This window comes from Mesorhizobium sp. M4A.F.Ca.ET.020.02.1.1 (assembly GCF_004022645.1).
Lineage (GTDB): Bacteria > Pseudomonadota > Alphaproteobacteria > Rhizobiales > Rhizobiaceae > Mesorhizobium.
On record NZ_RZOI01000085.1, the window covers coordinates 1 to 13,852 of the forward strand.

A 13,852-nucleotide genomic window follows, 5' to 3' on the forward strand; every position below is an offset into this window, starting at 1 on the left:
CCTTCAGCGCATAGTCGACGCCGAAGATGCAGCCTTCGGTGCGCTTGTTGGACAGCCGGTCAAGGCGGCCAGCCTCTCCCGGCTTCAGGGACGGTTCGAAATCGCCGCCAGAAAAACCGAGCAGTTGCGGGAAAGCGAGAAGATGGCCGAGGTCGCCGCACAGCGACGGAAGGTGGAGTTGTCGGTAGCCCGCAAGCATCATCGCGCAAGCATGAAGGCCGTAGTGAAGCTGGATGGGCTTCTGGAGCAATTGAGCAAACGCACCGCGCGTCGTCGCCTGGCGCTTGCCGAACTTTCCGAGGAAGAGGAGCGCGGCCCACCGCGCCCGCCCACAGAACGATAACCCAATCTGTGACTGTGACTATGGATGTGATGCCTCAAGCCTTCGCCCCGGCAAAAACGAAAGCGCGGGTAAAACCAGCGAAACGCACGACCACACAGTCGCGCATTGGCGAACGGCTGACGCTGGAATCTGTTGCGGCTGTGGACGTTGGCGCATTGAACGCCTTCTACCGCCGCCGTGCTCCCGCCGAGATAACGATTGCAGGAAAGGCGGTGGCGATCGCCGCCGCCTGGTCGGCGTCGAACCCTGAGAACCAGCAGCTGTGGACCATCGCGTTCATGGTCGGAGACACGACGGGTAAATTGCGCCTGCCGCTTTCCGTCGTTGAACAGGGCTTCGCCAGGGCCGACGACCTAGCCGACATGAAACGATTGGCGCCCGCCCACGCCGCACTGCTGTTGGAGGCCGCGTTCGAAGTCGATCTCGAATGGATCGAGGGCAGACTGGGTGGGACGATCACGATCACCTCGGTCGCACCAGGAGACACCACTCCGGACGATCCCTCATTCGCCTTTGTCCTGACCGGCAAGGATGAAACCATAGTCTGCGTCCTGAACACCAAAGACGCAGGCCTGGCGGCGCGGTTCGGCCGCCTTCTCGACGAGCTCGGCAAGGCGAGGCCGCCGATCCCAGCCGAATTTCCGCTGCCGGTCTGCCTTCGGCGTGGCCCGCTTGCGATCACCCTTGGCGAGCTTCGAAGCCTGCAGGCTGACGATGTGGTGCTTTTCAAGGACGCGGAAGAGGAACGCATGGCGGCACTCATCATTGCCGAGCGCCTTTATGCGCCGGTGGCGTTGACCGCCGGCGGGCCGCAATTGCTTGCCGCGCCGACTGCAATCGCTGGATCGAATTGGGAGTGGAGCATGAACCAGAACACGCCGCCGCCGGCCGGCCAGACTTTGGAAGAGTCGACCCTGGACGAGCTGCCGGTCGCACTCGCCTTCGAGATCGGCCGCACGGCAATGCCTCTGGGCGAAGTAAGGCAGCTTGCGCCCGGTGCAGTGGTTGCGCTCGCCGATGTGACGGAGGCGAATGTGGACATCATCGCCAACGGCAAGCGTGTCGGCCGTGGCGAGATTGTGCGCATCGGAGAAAGCCTGGGCGTGCGAATCCTCCGCATGTTCGACAATGCTTGAGAATTCGCCCAACCTGCTCGGCATTCTGATCGCCGTCGGCTTCGTCGGGCTGCTGCCGCTGGCGGTCGTCACGATGACGGGCTTCCTGAAAATCTCGGTCGTGCTGTTTCTGATCCGCAATGCGCTCGGCGTCCAGCAGATGCCTCCCAATCTTGTACTCTATGGTATAGCGCTCGTGCTCACGGTCTACGTCACGACGCCGTTGCTGAGCGAGATGTCGGGGCGGCTTCAGGAGGGGCAGGTCCAGTTCCAGACCACGGATGATCTGGCCAGGGCGGCACAACTGGTCAGGGAACCGTTGCAACGACACCTTATGAAATTCACCCAGCCGCAAGAGCGGCAGTTCTTTCTCGATGGAACGACCCGCCTGTGGCCGGAACAGGCGCGCCAGAATCTCAAGGACGACGATCTCTCGATCCTTGTTCCCGCCTTTGTCGCCTCCGAGCTGACCCGTGCCTTCGAGATCGGCTTCCTGCTTTATCTCCCTTTCCTCATCATCGACATCGTCGTCGCCAACGTCCTGATGACGCTGGGTATGATCATGGTCTCGCCGGTCCTCATTTCGATCCCGCTGAAACTGTTCCTTTTCGTCGCCATCGATGGCTGGTCGCGGCTGATGCATGGCCTCATCCTGAGCTATGGCTGACGCCGCCGGGGGTTTTGCATGAGCAATGACTTCATCCTGGCGAAGGTCCAAGGCGCGCTTTGGACGGTGCTGTTCGCGTCCAGCCCGGCGATCATCGCGGCGCTGGCGGTCGGCATCCTTGTCGGACTTGCCCAGGCGCTGACGCAGATTCAGGACCAGTCCTTGCCGCAGACGATCAAGCTCGTCGTGATCCTTTTGGTCATCATCGTCTTCGGTCCGCTGCTTGGCCAGCAGATCGCCGAGCAGGCCTCGACGGCGCTGGACGAGTTCCCCGTCGTCACGCGTTGAGGCGCGCCGATGCCGGTCGAACCACTCTTCGCATCCATCAAGGAGCTTCAGTTCTATCTGCTGGCAGGCGCATTCGCGCTCGCACGCATGACCGGTTTCATGCTGCTGATGCCGCTCTTTTCGCGGGTGCCGCTATCCGGGCTTCTGCGCAACGGCGTGGCTCTGGCGCTGGCCGTTCCGGTCTTTCCGATGATCGTGAACAAACTGACGAACACCGACATTACGACGACGATGATCGTCGTCTACATGCTCAAGGAGGTCGTAGTCGGAGTAACGCTCGGGCTGGCGATGGGCATACCGTTCTGGGCGGCGGAGGCCGCCGGCGATATCCTTGACCTGCAGCGCGGCTCGACGATGGGGACGCTGATCGATCCGATGATGACCCACGAGACGAGTGCCACCGGCACCTTGCTCGCGGTCATCATGGTCACGGTCTATCTGGCCGCCGGCGGCTTCGAACTTTCCCTGACCAGCCTCTATGACAGCTATGGTCTTTGGCCGATCGACCAACTCCTGCCCGTCTTCAGCAAGGATGCTGCCGCGATATTCCTCGGTCTGCTGAATCGCATCCTGATGATGGCGCTGACGCTCGTCTTCCCGCTCATCATCTGCATGCTCTTGTCCGACATTGTGCTTGCCTTCCTGGCACGCGCTTCGCCACATCTGAACGTCTTTGCGCTTTCGCTGGTGGTCAAGACGCTGGTCTTCAGTCTCGTCTTCGTGCTCTACGCGGCGTTTCTGCTGTTTTACATGAATCGGGACCTTGGCTTCCTGCACGAAGCCGGCCGCCAGATAGAAGCTATTGGCTGCCGCAGTTGTCAGTGAACAGAAGCTTTATTCGCAAACGCTAATGATAACGACAGCCACGATTGGCCGACCAATAAATACAATTTATCATTGAGGAAAGATTCTGACGATTTGACAAGCGGTCGACCCGCCGATGATCTTACGCGCTCTCGACGTGCCGCTGAACGTGCATCTCCATTGGAAGCCAATGCCTCGCCAGATCACTTCATTGTTCTATGACAATTTGCGACTGGTCGATGCGGATAGGCTGCGCAGGCTGGTTAGGATGGGTGCCTATGAAGGGCACACAGGAGGGCTTGCGCGCGGCAAGCTCCAGGCCAATGTCGTGATAGTGCCCCGCAGCTTCGCTGGCGATTTCCACCGGTTCTGCGTGCGCAACCCAAAACCGTGTCCATTGGTGGGCGTGAGCCGAGCCGGCAGTCCATTGCTCCCGGCATTGGGCGATATCGACATCCGCACCGATGCCCCCCAGTACAACATCTATTACTTCGGGGAGCTGATCCGCCAGAAAACGGACATCATCGATCTGTGGCGAGAAGACTTTGCCGTTTTCGCGCTGGGCAGTTCGCTTACCGTCGAAGCCGCCTTTGCCGGGAAGGGCATCCAGCTCCGCAGCATCGGATGCGGCAAAGCCTTGCCCAAATTCCGAACCAGGATCGAGACGCTTGGCGTCGGCCCGTTTGGTGGCGAAATGGTCGTCTCCATGCGCCCGATAAGGCGTTGCGACGTCGACAAGGTTCGCGCCCTCACCGCACGCTTCCCGCATGCACACGGCTCTCCCATCCATGTCGGAGAGCCGACGATTATCGGGATAAAGGACTTGATGGCTCCCGACTGGGGCGATGCGGTCGAAATCATGGACGGGGAGGTCCCTGTATTTTGGGCCAGTAGCCTGACCGCCCAAGATGCGCTCGCTCGTGCCGAACTCGAAATCTCGATCACCGTGTCGCCGGGGCACATGCTGATCACGGACTTGGATGCACGAGCAGATGCGGGCGCTTTCAAGGTCTTTTAGCAAGCGCAGGGTGGCCATCTTCGATCTTTCAAGAGGTCGAGACTGCGCGGACCCCACATAAAGCCCCCCGTCATTCGGCTGCATGCTCTTGCAGTCTCTCGAATACAAAAAGCTTGCCTTTACGCGCGCTGTCCTCAAGCGGGTGCGCCTTTGCCAGGTGCGCCGCAATGACGCTGGCCAGCATGCAGCCCGTCCCGCGCATCGATGCGGCAAGGCGCGGCGTGTCGAAACGGATCGGTTCTTGATTGGAGCGCAACAGGATATCGGTCGATCGGGGTCCCGAAGCATGACCCCCCTTGATCAACACGGCCTGCGCACCAGCGCCCAGCAAGTCCTGACTCTGCCTGACCGCGCCACCCTCGTCGGCAGCGCACTCAGCGCCCACAAGCAGCGCCAGTTCGAAGAGGTTGGGCGTGATCAGGCGGCAAAGTGGCATCAGGTCGCGCTTCATGACGGCGATGGCGCCGGCTTCCAGCAGCACCCTGCCTGATGTTGACGCCAGCACTGGGTCGAGTACTGCCGGAACCCCTGGATTTTCACGTAAAACGGCTGCAACGGCAACGACGGTCTCAGCCGTCGCGAGCATGCCGATCTTAATCGCCTCTACCCTGTTCGCCTGCAGCGCGGCGTGCATCTGCTTGGCCACCAGCCAGGGTGGCGAATTGTGGATTTCCATGACGGCGTCGTGCGTCTGCACGGTTAGCGCGGTGACAGCCAGGCAGGTGCGCACACCAATGGAACACATCGTCTCGATGTCGCGTGCAATCCCGGCGCCTCCGCTGGAATCCGATCCGCCAACGACAAGCACATGTGGGTCTTGCCCTAGCGCCATCGTTCTGTCTTTTCGATCCATTCCCGCGTGCGCGCCTCGGAATTGGCATTCAACGTGATGTCGGTGACCACTGCTGCGCTGTCAGCACCAGCAGCGAAGACACCGCCGAGCCGGTCGGGGTCGAGGCCGCCGATCGCGACCAACGGGATCGGCGCGACCCGGCGCTTCCATTCGCTGATCCGCTCCAGCCCTTGCGGCGCCCATTTCATCTTCTTCAGTATGGTGGGATAGACCGGGCCGAGCGCGATGTAGTCAGGCCTGGCGGCCAGGGCCGTTTCCAGTTCGGCATGATCATGCGTGCTGAGGCCGAACCTCATGCCGGCTGCCCGTATCCGTGCGAGGTCGGCGGTCTGCAAGTCCTCCTGGCCGAGATGGACGAAGTCGCAGCCTTCCTCGATTGCCAGGCGCCAGTGGTCGTTGACGATGAGCTGGCATTGGTGCTCGGCGCATAAGGCCTTTGCCTTGCGGATTTCGGCGCGCAACCCGGTCTCGTCCCTGGTCTTGATGCGCAACTGAACCAGCCTGACGCCGACCGGCACCAGCCGTTCGATCCAGGCGGCGCTATCGACGATCAGGTAGAAGGGATCGAGCTTCATGAGAAAACCGCCCTGCCGAATGTCGGCGTCGACGGCATCGCGACCTCGCGCGGTTCGAGCATTCCCGAGCAGAACGCTTCGCGGCCGGCATCGACCGCCTTGCCGAATGCGCGCGCCATGCCGACCGGATCGGCCGCCTTAGCGACCGCCGTGTTCAGGAGCACGGCGTCAAAGCCGAGTTCCATCACGGTTGTCGCGTGCGACGGACGTCCAAGTCCGGCATCGACAATCAACGGAACGTCGGGGAAATGCCTGCGCATCGAGCGCAGCGCCGGGATGTTGACCGGCCCGAGGGCTGAACCGATCGGCGCGCACCATGGCATCAGGACCTTGCAGCCAGCCTCCAGCAGCCGCTCGGCGACGACGAGGTCGTCGGTGGTATAGGGGAATACCGAGAAGCCATCCTCGCACAAGATACGGGCGGCTTCGACAAGGCCGAATACGTCCGGCTGTAGTGTGACGTGGTTGCCGATCACTTCGAGCTTGATCCAACTCGTCCCGAACACTTCGCGCGCCATGCTCGCAGTCGTGACCGCTTCCTTGATGGAGTGGCAGCCGGCGGTGTTGGGCAGGATTTTCGTGCCGAGCGATCGGATCAGCGACCAGAATTTTTCGCCGGCCTTGCCGCCCGCCATCTCCCGCCGCAAGGAGACGGTCACCACCGACGCGCCCGACGCGTGAACTGCATCGGCAAGGATGGCCGGCGAAGGATATTGCGCCGTGCCGAGAAGCAGGCGCGAGGGAAGCGTCGTTCCCAGAAGCTCCAACATCGCTAGCCTCCCTGCATCGGCGAGAGGATTTCGATCCGGTCGCCGTCGCTCAGTTGGAATGCTGCCCGGCTGGCTTTGTGCACGAGGTCGCTGTTGACGGCCGTGGCCAGCCAGTCGCCCTCATAGTCGAGTGCTGCAAGCAGCGCCGCCAGCGTCGTGGTTGGGGTCTCAAGCGCTTCGCCGTTGACGATCAGTTTCATGTGTAGACTCCAAAGGTTTGTCCTGACTGAAGACAATCTCGGCCGCCTCGCGCGCCATGGTGGGTGCCAGCAGAAAGCCATGGCGATAAAGTCCGTTGATCGCGATCGTACTTCCGTGAGTCTCGACACGCGGCAGGTTGTCGGAAAAAGCCGGGCGAATGCCGACGCCGGTCTCAACGATACCAGCCTCGCCGAATGCCGGATGCAGAGCGCAGGCAGTGCCAAGCAACTCCATCACCGAACGGACTGTGATCGGTCCCCCGGACTGGCTTTCGATCATCGTCGCGCCAACCATGAAACGGTGGTCGGCGCGCGGCACGATGTAGAGCGGAAAGCGCGGATGAAGCAGCCGGACCGGGCGCGACAGCGAGACGTCGGGGGTGTGCAGGATCAGCATCTCGCCGCGAACACCGCGCAGCCTGCCGTTGACAGCGGCCATTCCCGTGCAGTCGATCTGGCGATCGAAACCGGAAACCCGCCCGGCGTCGGTACCGAAGCGGAATGAGACGTCCATGGCTGCGAGCCTGTTGTGGAGTGCCGTCATCGCCTGGCGCGGGTCGAGATGAGCCTCCTCGGGGAAAAGCAGTCCACGGCGGAAGCGACCGGCGAGGTCGGGCTCCAGCAGCGCGATTTCGTCTTCGTCGACACGCCGATGGCCTGACGTACGGCTGGCGAAGCGGTCAAGCTCGCCCGCATCGCGCAGCGCTGCCACAACCAGCGTTCCGGCCCGTGTCACCTGGCCGGGCAACACCGCCTCCCACCAGTCGGCGGCGTCGCGTCCGTGATCCAGCACCGGCTGCTCGGCGCTTTCACGCTCGCACCAGGGCGCCAGCATGCCGCCGGCGAACCAGGACGCATTGCCGCCAAGGCCGCGCCTTGTCTCCGCAACCGTCACCGTCGCGCCGCGGATGGCGAGCTCGAAGGCGGCGGTGAGGCCGGCGACGCCGGCCCCTCTGACCAGCACCTTCATGACCGCTCACGCCCCTGTGGTATGGGCGGTGCGCCGATCTCGTCCGCCGGCACGTAGAGATCGCCGCCTTCGCGATATTTCGCCGCCATCGCCGCCATGCCCTCTTTCTGCGCCTCGGCGCGGATGTCGTGGGAAATGCGCATGGAGCAGAATTTCGGCCCGCACATCGAGCAGAAATGCGCCAGCTTGTGCGCCTCCTTGGGCAAGGTCTCGTCGTGGAACGAGCGCGCCGTTTCGGGGTCGAGCGACAGGTTGAACTGGTCTTCCCAGCGGAACTCGAACCGCGCGCGGGAAAGGGCATCGTCCCTGACCTTCGCCGCCGGATGGCCCTTGGCGAGATCCGCGGCATGCGCAGCGATCTTATAGGTGATCACGCCGGTCTTGACGTCGTTGCGGTCGGGCAGGCCGAGATGTTCCTTCGGCGTGACGTAGCAGAGCATTGCCGTGCCGAACCAGCCGATCATGGCAGCACCTATGCCGGAGGTGATGTGATCGTAGCCCGGCGCGATGTCAGTCGTCAGCGGCCCCAGCGTATAGAACGGCGCCTCGCCGCAGACGGCGAGCTGCTTGTCCATGTTCTGCTTGATCTTGTGCATCGGCACATGACCGGGCCCCTCGATCATCACCTGGCAGTCCTTGGCCCAGGCGATCTGAGTCAGCTCGCCTAGCGTTTCCAGCTCGGCGAACTGCGCGGCGTCGTTGGCGTCGGCGATCGAGCCCGGACGAAGCCCGTCGCCGAGCGAGAAGGACACGTCGTAGGCGCGACAGATGTCGCAGATCTCGGCGAAGTGTTCGTAGAGGAAGCTCTCCCGGTGATGGTGCAGGCACCATTTGGCCATGATCGAGCCGCCGCGCGAGACGATCCCGGTCACCCGGTCGACGGTCAGCGGGATATAGTGCAGCCGCACGCCGGCGTGGATGGTGAAATAGTCGACGCCCTGCTCGGCCTGCTCGATCAGCGTGTCGCGATACACCTCCCAGGTCAGGTCCTCGGCGATGCCGCCCACCTTTTCCAGCGCCTGGTAAAGCGGCACCGTGCCGATCGGCACCGGCGCATTGCGCACGATCCATTCGCGAATGTTGTGGATGTTGCGGCCCGTGGAAAGATCCATCACCGTGTCGGCGCCCCAGCGGATCGCCCACACCATCTTCTCGACCTCTTCGGCCATCGACGAGGTGACGGCGGAGTTGCCGATATTGGCGTTGATCTTGACCAGGAAATTGCGGCCAATGATCATCGGCTCGCTCTCGGGATGATTGATGTTGGCGGGAATGATCGCCCGTCCGCGCGCCACTTCGTCGCGCACGAATTCCGGCGTGACGAAGTCGGGGATCGCCGCGCCGAAGGCTTCGCCGTCGCGCTTAAGCTTGCCGCGCAGGGCCTCGCGGCCCAGATTCTCGCGGATCGCGACGAACTCCATCTCGGGCGTGATGATGCCGGCGCGCGCATAGGCAAGCTGGGTCACCGCCTTGCCGGCCTTGGCCCGCAGCGGCCGATTGCGGACCGGAAATTCCGGCGTCAGGCGCTCGCCCGTCGCGAACCCGTTGTCTTCCGGCCGCACGTGGCGGCCGTCATAGGCCTCGACATCTCCGCGCGCCGCGATCCAGTCCTGCCGAGGCCGGGCGAGGCCCCTTTCGATGTCCGTTTCGATCGCAGGGTTGGTATAGGGGCCGGAGGAGTCATAGACCGTCACCGGCGGCTCGCCGGCGGTCGGATGGACGGCGATCTCGCGCATCGGCACCCTGATCCGCGGGTGGAGGCTGCCTTGCTTGTGGATCTTGCGTGAGGCGGGCAGCGGTCCCGTCGACACGGTGGGGGTGAGGGCATTCATCTTGAGGCTCCTTTGCTCATGCATTGGAGACCCAGTTCTGTGCCGGAAGGATGAAAAGACGCTTTGGTCGCCCTGCCGAAACAGGACCTCGGGCATAGACTCCCGCGAAGCGCTTGCACCGTCCCTACGCCAGTATGAACTGGATCAGGTTCAACGGGTCACTGCGCCGCGAAAGCCAGCAGTATCTCAGCCCCTTGCCGGGACTCCCCTGGTGAATGCCTCAGGTTGGACGGGCGGGCGCCACTTTGTCAAGCCGTGTTCGGCCAGTCATCTCATACAGTCAGTCTGTCCCGTCAGCACCGCTACCCGGCTAGATCCCGACCACCAGGGCGCCGCCGCTGAGACCCGCACCTGCCGCCGCCAGGAGAACCTTTTCGCCTGGCCTAAACGGCTGCTTCCGATGCGCGAGCGACAGCGAGAGCGGGATCGTCGCGGCGGAGGAATTGCCGTATTCGACGATCGTCTTGACGATCGCACGATCATCGATACCGAGGTTTCGCCCGACGGCATCGAAGATGCGGACGTTGGCCTGATGCGGTGCGAACCGGTCGATGTCTTGCGGTCGCATGCGGGCAGCAGTGAGCGCCTCCCGCGAGCAGGCGGTCATCATCTCGACCGCCTTGGCGAACACTTCGCGGCCGTCGGTGATCGTCATCCGGGTCTCAGCGAGATCGAGGTCGGCGTGGAAGGGCTTGTTGCTTCCGCCCGCCGGAATCTGGATCAGCCCGTAGCGCGATCCATCGGAATCAACCGATGCGCCGAGAATGCCCCGATCCGGTTCATCGCCGGGCCCGATCACCACGGCGCCGGCGGCATCGGCGAACAAAACCGCGCTGGCGCGCTCGGCCGGGTTGATGCGGCGGCTAAGGATGTTCGCGGCAATGACGATGGCGGCTTTGCCGTGCAGGCGGGTGAAGCCATCGGCAAACATAAGCGCATAGATGAAGCCGGCGCAGGCGCCGGTCAGATCGATCGCGCCGGCGCGGCTCAGTCCCAACCGATGCGCGACCAGCGGCGCGCTGGGCGGCAGGAGGTGATCAGGCGTCGAGGTGGCAAGCAACAGAAGACCGATGTCGCCGCGGTCGATGCCGGCATTCGTCAGCGCCATGTCGCCGGCTTGCGCGGCAAGGCCCGACAGTGTGTCGTCGTCGGTTGCCCAGAAGCGCGACCGTATCCCGGTGCGCCGCTCGATCCAGCCGGGCTCGAGCCCGAGACGATCTTCGATCTCCTGATTCTCGACCCTGCGCGCCGGCGCATGATGGCCGAACCCGAGAAGGCGCGACGACCTGCTCATGGCTTAGCGCCGAAGCGTTCCCCGGCCTCCTCGATGGCGTCATAGAGACCGTCGAGTTCTTCGCCGGTGATGCAATAGGGCGGCAGAAGATAGAGGACATTGCCGAGCGGACGCACCAGCAGCCCGCGCTCGAGGAAGAAAGCGCGCAGCTTCGGCCCGATCTCGGCCAGATAGCCGGCGGAGCCGGTGCGCAGATCGAGAGCCGCGATCGTCCCGGTTGCGCGGCTGTCGGTGAAAAAAGGATTGTCACGAAAACGATGAAGCCCTGCGGCCTGTCTTGCACTCAGGGCCGCGACCCGCTCGGCCACCGGTTCGTCACGCCAGATCTCGACATTGGCGAGTGCGGCCGCGCAGGCCATCGGATTGGCAGTGTAGGAACTCGAGTGGAAGAATGTCTTCTTCCGGTCCTCGGAATAATGGGCCTGGAAGATGGCATCGGTGGCAATCGTCGCCGCCAGCGGGATTGCGCCGCCCGTCAGCCCTTTCGAGGTGCACAGAATGTCCGGTGAGATTGATGCCTGCTCGCAGGCGAACATGGTTCCGGTGCGGCCCCAGCCGGTCATCACCTCGTCGGCGATCAGCAGCGTGCCAGAGGCCTCGGCGATCTTCTTCAACTCGGCCAGAACCCATGCCGGATACATCAGCATGCCGCCGGCGCCGAGCACCAGCGGCTCGACGATCAGCGCGGCTGCGTGCCGGTCGCGGGAGACTGCCTCGAACCGATCGAGCGTCTCCTGCTCGCGCCCGGCAGCCGGGAAGGGGATGGTGTCGACCTCGAACAACAGGGGCTCGTAGGCAGCGTTGAACACGCCGCGAGCGCCGACGCTCATCGTGCCGATGGTGTCGCCATGATAGCTGTGCTCCATGACGACGATGCGCGAGCGCGGCGCGTCGATATTGCGGAAGTAGCCGAGTGCCATCTTCAGCGCGACCTCGACGGAGGTCGAGCCGCTGTCGGAATAGAACACCCGTTCGAGGCCGGCCGGAGCGAGGCCGACAAGCGCCCTGGCCAGGCGTTCGGCCGGCTCGTGGGTGAAGCCAGCGAAGATGATCTGGTCGAGGCTCGCCGCGGTCGTCTCGATGGCCTTGATGATGCGGGGATGGCGGTGGCCGTGGGTGACGACCCACCAGGAGGAAATGGCATCCAGGATGCACGTGCCGTCGGCCTTGTAGAGGTAGGCGCCTTCCGTCCGGACGATTTCGGGGATGGCGGGCTCGAGCGCGTGCTGGGTGAAGGGATGCCACACATCGGACTGCGGCATCATTCGCCTCCCGCAATCGCTGTGAGGTCGAAGCCGGCAATCATCGCCTCCCTTAGATTCTCACTCGTCAGCGGATCGAGCAGCGGCAGCCTGCCAAGCTGGCGCACGCCGCTGAATTCCACGATTGTTCTCTGCGTGTCGGCCACCTCATCGCCGATGAAGGCAATGCCGATGAGCGGGATGGATCGGGCCCTGAGCGCCTCGATCGACAGGAGGGTGTGGTTGATCGTGCCGAGCTTGGTACGGGCGCACAGGATGACCGGCACTCGCCACTGCGCGAAGATGTCGATGAATTTAGTGCGCCGGTTGAGCGGCACCATCAGTCCCCCGGCGCCTTCGATGACGAGCGGGCCCGGCAAGTCCGGAAGCGACAGCTCTGCGGCGTCTATCGCGACGCCGTCGAGTTCGGCTGAACGATGCGGCGATAGCGGCTCCTTCAGGCGATACACTTCGGGCAGCACGCGCCCCGGCGGCAAGCCGGCGAGCCGTTCCACGACCTGGCTGTCGGTCTCCTCGTCGAGGCCCGATTGCACCGGCTTCCAGTAGAAGCCGTCGAGCAGGCAGGCGAGCCCGGCCGAAAACACCGTTTTGCCGATCCCGGTATCTGTTCCGGTGATGACGATGCGCTTGGTCATGCCGCCGCCAACACCTCGAAGAGCGCCTCGACCATGGCCGAAATGTCGGCCTCGTCGACATTCAGCGTCAGCGAAATGCGCAGGCGCGATGTGCCCTCGGGGACGGTCGGCGGACGAATGCCGCGAATGTCGAAACTGCGCGCCTGCAGCGCCGCCGCCACCGCCATGGTGCGCCCGTTGTCGCCGATGACGAAGGGCTGGATCTGCGAGCCGCTGGGGGCTACGCCGCAGCGCTCGGCCAATTGGCGGCCCGCGAAGGCAACGCGCTCCTGCAACTGGGCACGGCGTTGGGGCTCGTCGGACAGCATGGCAATCGCCTCGCGCGCTGCCACGGCCATCAGCGGCGATGGCGCGGTGGAGTAGATGAATGGCCGACAGCGGTTGACGAGATAGTCGCACAGCAGTTCCGGCCCGGTGACGAGCGCACCGGCCGCGCCGAGCGCCTTGCCGCATGTGTGGAGCGCGACGATGTTGTCGCGGCCCTCGAAAGCGGCGGCAAGGCCGCGGCCGTCTGGCCCCCAGACGCCGGTGGCATGCGCCTCATCGACGACGATGAAGGCCTCGTGCCGGTCGGCAAGCGCGACCAGGTCCTCCATCGGCGCGCGGTCGCCATCCATGCTGTAGAGGCTTTCGACCACGATCCAGACGCGCCCGGTGCCGCCTTCGGCGCGCCAGCGCGTGATTGCATCCTCGAAAGCATCGACGTCGTTGTGCACGGCGAGCTTGAACTCGGCGCGGCCAGCGCGGGCCCCCTCATGCATGCTGGCATGAGCCAATTCGTCGAGGACCAAAAGGTCACCCTTCTGCGGCAGGGCGGTGAGCAGGGCGAAGTTGGCGATGTAGCCGCTGCCGAAGAACAGCGCGCGGTCGGCTCTGAAGAACGCTGCCGCGTCCGCCTCCAGTGCCTCGTGTTCCGGCGCGTTGCCGCGCAGCAGCCGAGATCCGGTCGCGCCGACCGGCGTGCCCTGCGCGATCGCCGCCGCAACCGCGTCGCCCAGTCTTTTGGAGGCGGCGAGCCCGAGATAGTCGTTCGACGAGAAATCGAGCCCAGCGCGCGGCGAAAGCGTCCGCAGACGGTCCTTGCGCGCCAGTCCGCGCAAGGTCGCGTCATAGCGGGCAAGCGGCGCTTCGTTCATTGCGCCTCGAGGTCCATCGGCTCGATGCCGAGACGGCGGAACAGCAGCGTATCTTTGTCCTCGCCGGGATTGTCCGCCGTCAGCAGCGTG

The 13,852-nt window shown here is 63.9% G+C and carries 15 protein-coding genes, 1 pseudogene and 1 riboswitch; of the genes and pseudogenes, 6 read left to right on the plus strand and 10 right to left on the minus strand.

The window, feature by feature from the left end; all coding sequences use genetic code 11:
• The 6 genes and pseudogenes from EN742_RS38005 to EN742_RS08700 form a co-directional block, all read left to right on the plus strand.
• The coding region (locus EN742_RS38005) for a hypothetical protein (RefSeq protein WP_189375244.1) at positions 1–343 on the plus strand (343 nt) is incomplete at its 5' end.
• Positions 344–372: 29 nt separating this feature from the next.
• Positions 373–1,479, plus strand: coding sequence for a type III secretion system cytoplasmic ring protein SctQ (gene sctQ / locus EN742_RS08680; RefSeq protein ID WP_189375245.1), 1,107 nt, complete (start codon positions 373–375; stop codon positions 1,477–1,479).
• Positions 1,472–2,122: pseudogene (gene sctR, locus EN742_RS08685) on the plus strand (type III secretion system export apparatus subunit SctR); the annotation flags it as partial. The gene sctQ and the pseudogene sctR, both read left to right, overlap by 8 nt.
• Positions 2,123–2,143: 21 nt before the next feature.
• Positions 2,144–2,413 carry a flagellar biosynthetic protein FliQ gene (locus tag EN742_RS08690; RefSeq protein WP_126056221.1) on the plus strand — a complete coding sequence of 90 codons (270 nt, stop codon included), beginning with the start codon at positions 2,144–2,146 and terminating at the stop codon, positions 2,411–2,413.
• 9 nt (positions 2,414–2,422) lie between these two features.
• Positions 2,423–3,238: a type III secretion system export apparatus subunit SctT gene (gene sctT, locus EN742_RS08695; protein WP_127405356.1), complete on the plus strand. Its 816-nt coding sequence runs from the start codon at positions 2,423–2,425 to the stop codon at positions 3,236–3,238.
• Positions 3,239–3,407: 169 nt separating this feature from the next.
• Entirely contained in the window at positions 3,408–4,235 is an 828-nt protein-coding gene (locus tag EN742_RS08700; protein ID WP_126059217.1) for a DUF1445 domain-containing protein, read from the plus strand.
• Positions 4,236–4,305: 70 nt separating this feature from the next.
• Here the strand turns inward: EN742_RS08700 and EN742_RS08705 are convergent, their stop codons facing one another.
• The 10 genes from EN742_RS08705 to EN742_RS08750 all read right to left on the minus strand — a co-directional run bounded on the left by EN742_RS08705 (position 4,306) and on the right by EN742_RS08750 (position 13,762).
• The gene (locus EN742_RS08705) at positions 4,306–5,088 is read right to left on the minus strand and encodes a hydroxymethylpyrimidine/phosphomethylpyrimidine kinase (protein WP_348628224.1); all 783 of its coding nucleotides are present in this window, start codon (positions 5,086–5,088) and stop codon (positions 4,306–4,308) included.
• A complete protein-coding gene (locus tag EN742_RS08710; RefSeq protein WP_127405355.1) occupies positions 5,058–5,663 on the minus strand; it encodes a thiamine phosphate synthase in 606 nt (201 codons plus the stop codon). Before EN742_RS08710 ends, EN742_RS08705 begins: the two co-directional genes overlap by 31 nt.
• Positions 5,660–6,433 (minus strand): thiazole synthase, encoded by a 774-nt coding sequence (locus EN742_RS08715; RefSeq protein ID WP_127405354.1) that lies wholly within the window; start codon positions 6,431–6,433, stop codon positions 5,660–5,662. The genes EN742_RS08710 and EN742_RS08715 overlap by 4 nt, the downstream gene beginning before the upstream one ends.
• 2 nt (positions 6,434–6,435) lie before the next feature.
• Positions 6,436–6,633: a sulfur carrier protein ThiS gene (gene thiS / locus EN742_RS08720; RefSeq protein WP_126056217.1), complete on the minus strand. Its 198-nt coding sequence runs from the start codon at positions 6,631–6,633 to the stop codon at positions 6,436–6,438.
• Positions 6,602–7,603, minus strand: coding sequence for a glycine oxidase ThiO (gene thiO, locus EN742_RS08725; RefSeq protein WP_127405353.1), 1,002 nt, complete (start codon positions 7,601–7,603; stop codon positions 6,602–6,604). Before thiO ends, thiS begins: the two co-directional genes overlap by 32 nt.
• Entirely contained in the window at positions 7,600–9,435 is a 1,836-nt protein-coding gene (thiC, locus tag EN742_RS08730) for a phosphomethylpyrimidine synthase ThiC (RefSeq protein ID WP_126056215.1), read from the minus strand. Before thiC ends, thiO begins: the two co-directional genes overlap by 4 nt.
• A gap of 103 nt (positions 9,436–9,538) precedes the next feature.
• Positions 9,539–9,655, minus strand: a riboswitch (TPP riboswitch).
• Between the two features lie 90 nt (positions 9,656–9,745).
• Positions 9,746–10,729: a beta-ketoacyl-ACP synthase III gene (locus EN742_RS08735; RefSeq protein ID WP_126056214.1), complete on the minus strand. Its 984-nt coding sequence runs from the start codon at positions 10,727–10,729 to the stop codon at positions 9,746–9,748.
• Positions 10,726–11,991, minus strand: coding sequence for an adenosylmethionine--8-amino-7-oxononanoate transaminase (locus EN742_RS08740; protein WP_126056213.1), 1,266 nt, complete (start codon positions 11,989–11,991; stop codon positions 10,726–10,728). Before EN742_RS08740 ends, EN742_RS08735 begins: the two co-directional genes overlap by 4 nt.
• Positions 11,991–12,626 carry a dethiobiotin synthase gene (bioD, locus tag EN742_RS08745; RefSeq protein ID WP_127407246.1) on the minus strand — a complete coding sequence of 212 codons (636 nt, stop codon included), beginning with the start codon at positions 12,624–12,626 and terminating at the stop codon, positions 11,991–11,993. The genes EN742_RS08740 and bioD overlap by 1 nt, the downstream gene beginning before the upstream one ends.
• Positions 12,623–13,762, minus strand: coding sequence for an 8-amino-7-oxononanoate synthase (locus tag EN742_RS08750; RefSeq protein WP_126056211.1), 1,140 nt, complete (start codon positions 13,760–13,762; stop codon positions 12,623–12,625). Before EN742_RS08750 ends, bioD begins: the two co-directional genes overlap by 4 nt.
• Positions 13,763–13,852 lie beyond the last annotated feature (90 nt).